At 66.9% G+C, this 3708-nt stretch carries 5 protein-coding genes and 1 pseudogene; 5 read left to right on the forward strand and 1 reads right to left on the reverse strand.

Features of this window, described 5'->3' with window-relative positions; genetic code table 11:
• The 3 genes from AC2VON_RS19680 to AC2VON_RS19690 all read left to right on the forward strand — a co-directional run.
• On the forward strand, positions 1-702 hold a 702-nt coding region (locus AC2VON_RS19680), incomplete at its 5' end, for an acyl-CoA dehydrogenase family protein (RefSeq protein ID WP_486954457.1).
• A 9-nt stretch (positions 703-711) separates the two neighbouring features.
• Positions 712-1350, forward strand: coding sequence for a TetR/AcrR family transcriptional regulator (locus AC2VON_RS19685; RefSeq protein ID WP_407689034.1), 639 nt, complete (start codon positions 712-714; stop codon positions 1348-1350).
• A complete protein-coding gene (locus tag AC2VON_RS19690; RefSeq protein ID WP_407689039.1) occupies positions 1347-1997 on the forward strand; it encodes a hypothetical protein in 651 nt (216 codons plus the stop codon). The genes AC2VON_RS19685 and AC2VON_RS19690 overlap by 4 nt, the downstream gene beginning before the upstream one ends.
• A gap of 81 nt (positions 1998-2078) precedes the next feature.
• Here AC2VON_RS19690 and AC2VON_RS19695 read toward each other — a convergent pair whose 3' ends face one another.
• Positions 2079-2795: a maleylpyruvate isomerase N-terminal domain-containing protein gene (locus tag AC2VON_RS19695; protein ID WP_407689035.1), complete on the reverse strand. Its 717-nt coding sequence runs from the start codon at positions 2793-2795 to the stop codon at positions 2079-2081.
• Positions 2796-3043: 248 nt separating this feature from the next.
• Between AC2VON_RS19695 and AC2VON_RS19700 the strand changes: the two are divergent.
• Positions 3044-3328: pseudogene (locus AC2VON_RS19700) on the forward strand (integrase catalytic domain-containing protein); the annotation flags it as partial.
• Between the two features lie 24 nt (positions 3329-3352).
• A partial coding sequence (locus tag AC2VON_RS19705) for an integrase catalytic domain-containing protein (RefSeq protein WP_486954458.1) occupies positions 3353-3708 on the forward strand: 356 nt, incomplete at its 3' end.

Consider the following 3708-nt stretch of genomic DNA (forward strand, 5'->3'; position numbering starts at 1 on the left):
GACCACTACGTGGTCAACGGCGCCAAGACGTTCATCTCCAACGGGCAGTGCGGCGACCTGTTCGTCATCGCGGTGCGCACCTCGCCGGACCGGCACAAGGGGCTGTCGCTGCTGGTGGTCGACGCGGACACCCCCGGCTTCTGCCGCGGCCGCAACCTGGAGAAGATCGGCCTGCACGCGCAGGACACCAGCGAGCTCACCTTCACCGACATGCGCGTGCCGGTGGACAATCTGCTCGAGCAGGAGGGCAGGGGCTTCTACCAGCTGGTGGGCAACCTGCCGCAGGAGCGGCTGGCGCTGGGGGTGGGCGCCGTGGCCGCCGCCGAGGCGATCCTGGCCGAGACCCTGGACTACGTGCGCGGCCGCACGGCGTTCGGCTCACCGATCTCCAGCTTCCAGCACAGCCAGTTCGTGCTCGCCGAACTCGCCACCGAAATCGACATCGCCCGAACGTTTCTCGATGACTGCCTGGCCGAACACCTGGAAGGCAAGCTGACCGCCGCGCGGGCCGCGAAGCTGAAATGGTGGACCACCGACCTGCAGGTGCGCACCGCCGACCGCTGCCTGCAGTTGCACGGCGGATACGGCTACATGCGGGAGTACGCCGTGTCGCGGGCGTTCGTCGACGCCCGCATCCAGACCATCTACGGCGGCACCAACGAGATCATGAAGACGATCATCGCCAAGGACCTGGGTATCTAGAGGCGTCTCATGGCGGTCGACTACAGCGAGCTGCCCGTCGAGGAGGCGGTGCGCGCGGCGCGGGCCAGCTCCCGGCGCCGCCAGCTGCTCGATGCCGCGGTCGCGGTCATGGGCCGCAACGGTTTTCACCAGATGTCCATGCAGGACCTGGCCCGCGAGGCCGAGGTGAGCGTCGGCCTGATCTACAAGTACTTCGGCGGCAAGGAGGACCTGCTGCTGGCCACGATCGTGCGGATCCTCGACGTGTTCCGCGATCAGCTGGCGCCGGTGATGGCCGCGGCCGGCGACGACGTCGTCGGGCAGTTGACCGCGGGGATCCGCCGCTACATCGAGATCGTCGACGAGAACCTCGACGGCGTGGTCCTGACCTACCGGGAGAGCCGTACGCTGGGACCCGCCGGGCGCGCGCGGATCAAGGAGCTCGAGATCGCCAGCGCGGCGCCGCTGCGCAAGGCCATCGAGGACGGGATCGCCGCCGGCGTGTTCCGCGACGTCGACGTCGACCTCACGGTGTTCGACATCGTGCTGATCGCGCACGGCTGGGCGCTCAAGCACTGGCACTTCGGCCCGACCTACACCGTCGACGAGTACATCCGGCTGCAGACCCGGCACGTGCTCAACGCGCTGCTGAGCGATGACGGATCATAGGACGTATGAGCCTGAGGACAGTTGCACTTCTCGCCGCGTCGTTGCTGTTCGCTTCAGCCGCGCCGCCCGTGGCGCACGCCGACCCGACCGCCACGTTGCCCCCGCTGACCTCCGGCGGCGGGCCGATCATCGGCGGCGGCGCCAGCGCCGGGATCGCGAAACAGCTGATCGACCTGGCCAACCCGGACATCCAGCAGGGCGACGGCACGGATGCCGCCAACTTCATCAACGCCGCCGCCTCGGTCACCGACCAGGAGCTGGCGGCCCCCTTCTCGCTGCTGCGCCGGGGGTTGTCCTGCCAGAAGGACAACGCCGGGTTCGGGGCGCGGGCCTACCGGCGCGCCGACGGCAAGTGGGGCGGCGCGATGCTGGTCGCCGCCAAGAGCAACGTCTCGAACGGCTCGAGCAGCGGCTCGAGCGGCTTCAACGACGCCAGTATCGCTGCGTTCAAGCAGTGCGTCATGACCAACTGGCGCCGGGCCAGCGCCGGCGGGGAACACGCGATGTGCAACGGCAGTTGGGAGACCCCGACCAACGGCGACCTGCGCAAGGTCGAGACCTACTACATCCTGCTCGCCGGGACCTCGGCCGACTTCTGCGCCGACCTCAACGACAAGCTCAAGGACAACGCCCGCGGCTGGCCGTGACCTGGAAGGGGGCGTCGTCGCCGGCCGGTTCGCGGGGCCCGCGGGGTTGTGGTGGCGTTCGGTGGCGATGCGCTGTGCGCTTCAGAGGGGCGGCAGATCAGCGACAACCGCCGCGACACGCGGATCGGATACTTCCATCCTTCGGAAGAAAGCCAGGAGGAACTCGTCCGGTTCTACGTCGATCGGCTCGTCACCGGCGGCCGGGGATCCCGAGGATGCGACGAACTCGACTGTGTCGTCTTCTCCCAGACGGACCCGGTGTCGGTTAGAAGTCTTGCCCTCAACCAGCCGATTCATCGACTCAGCAGGGCCACGAATCGCGATGGATGCCTCTGCGGCCGGTATCGCCCACTCGTTTCCGGTTGCAGCGGCGATGTCGTAGCCGTGGACGAGCAGCTCGCACACGATCCATCGAGCCCCACCACCGCCAGAGATCGTTGATCCACCGTGGAAGGGATACTGACGGTCGAAGGCGACTTTGGCGTAGACGCGGTCGATCACCGTACGCAGATTTGCCTCGAGCCTGTCGGCGATATCGTTGATATCTCGGTCGGTGTACTCGGAGAGGCAGGTCGCGTTCAGCTCGGCAACCCCTTCGCCTGTGGCGGCGCGTCGACGATCGCCAAGCAGCCTGCCGAGCACCGTTACCACGTGCGCCGCGGTTTCCACCGCCGTCCAGGTGAGCCCAGGCACCGGTCGCGCGGCGCGATCCGGATCGAGCCCCCGGACCATCGACACGAACCGCTTCCCACTGTCATCCAGCGCGGCGAGGATGTCGGTTTTGGTTGCCTCTTCCACCCGCTAAGCGTAAGGCGGCCCGCGCGCGTCGTGGCATCATCCGGCGTGCCTCACCTACTTTGAGCGCGTGGCCGGTGGTGATGCCTCAGCTATTTTGAGCGCGTAGCGCGGAAGGCTTGCCCGGTATGGAGGGCAAGATCGACATGGCCGCAAGACGGCAGGTAACCAACAAACTGCGAGGTCAGTACGGCAAGGCGTGCAAGGCGGACAAGACCAAGATCCTGGATCGGGTGGTGGCCACCACCGGGATGGGCCGTTCGACGGCCCGGCGGATGCTGACCGGCCCGAGACTGGTGGATCCGGCCGAGCAGGTCGACAGGCGATCGTTGCGGCCGCGGGGCTTCAGCGACGACGCCAGGGCGCTGCTCGAGCATGTGTGGGCGTTGATGGACATGCCATGCGGCAAGTACCTGGTGGTCATGCTCGGCCTGTGGCTGCCGCTGCTGGCCGAGGCCGGTGACTTGGACAAGCCGTTCGCCACCGGGCAGGCATTGACCGAGCTGAAGACGATGAGTGCGGCGACGGTGGACCGCTACCTCAAACCCGCCCGGGACGCGATGCGCATCAAGGGCATCTCGACGACGAAACCGTCTCCGCTGCTACGGAATTCGATTTCCATCCGCACCTGCGCTGATGAGGCGCCCAAGGTCCCAGGGGTGATCGAGGCCGACACCGTGGCGCACTGCGGCCCGACACTGATCGGCGAGTTCGCCCGCACCTTGACCATGACCGACGTGGTCATCGGCTGGACCGAGAACGCCTCGATCCGCAACAACGCCTCCAAGTGGATCGTGGAGGGCGTCGAGGAGCTGGTCGAGCGATTCCCGTTCGCTATGACCACCTTCGATTCGGACTGCGGTAGCGAATTCATCAACCACGAAGTCGCGAACTGGTTGCAGGACAAAGACATTGA

The sequence above is a fragment of the Mycobacterium sp. TH-M82 genome (assembly GCF_057473605.1).

What these genes read in the sequence shown, in the direction of transcription:
- AC2VON_RS19685 (WP_407689034.1), top strand. Translation starts at nt 712, where the DNA reads ATGGCGGTCGACTACAGCGAGCTGCCCGTCGAGGAGGCGGTGCGCGCG.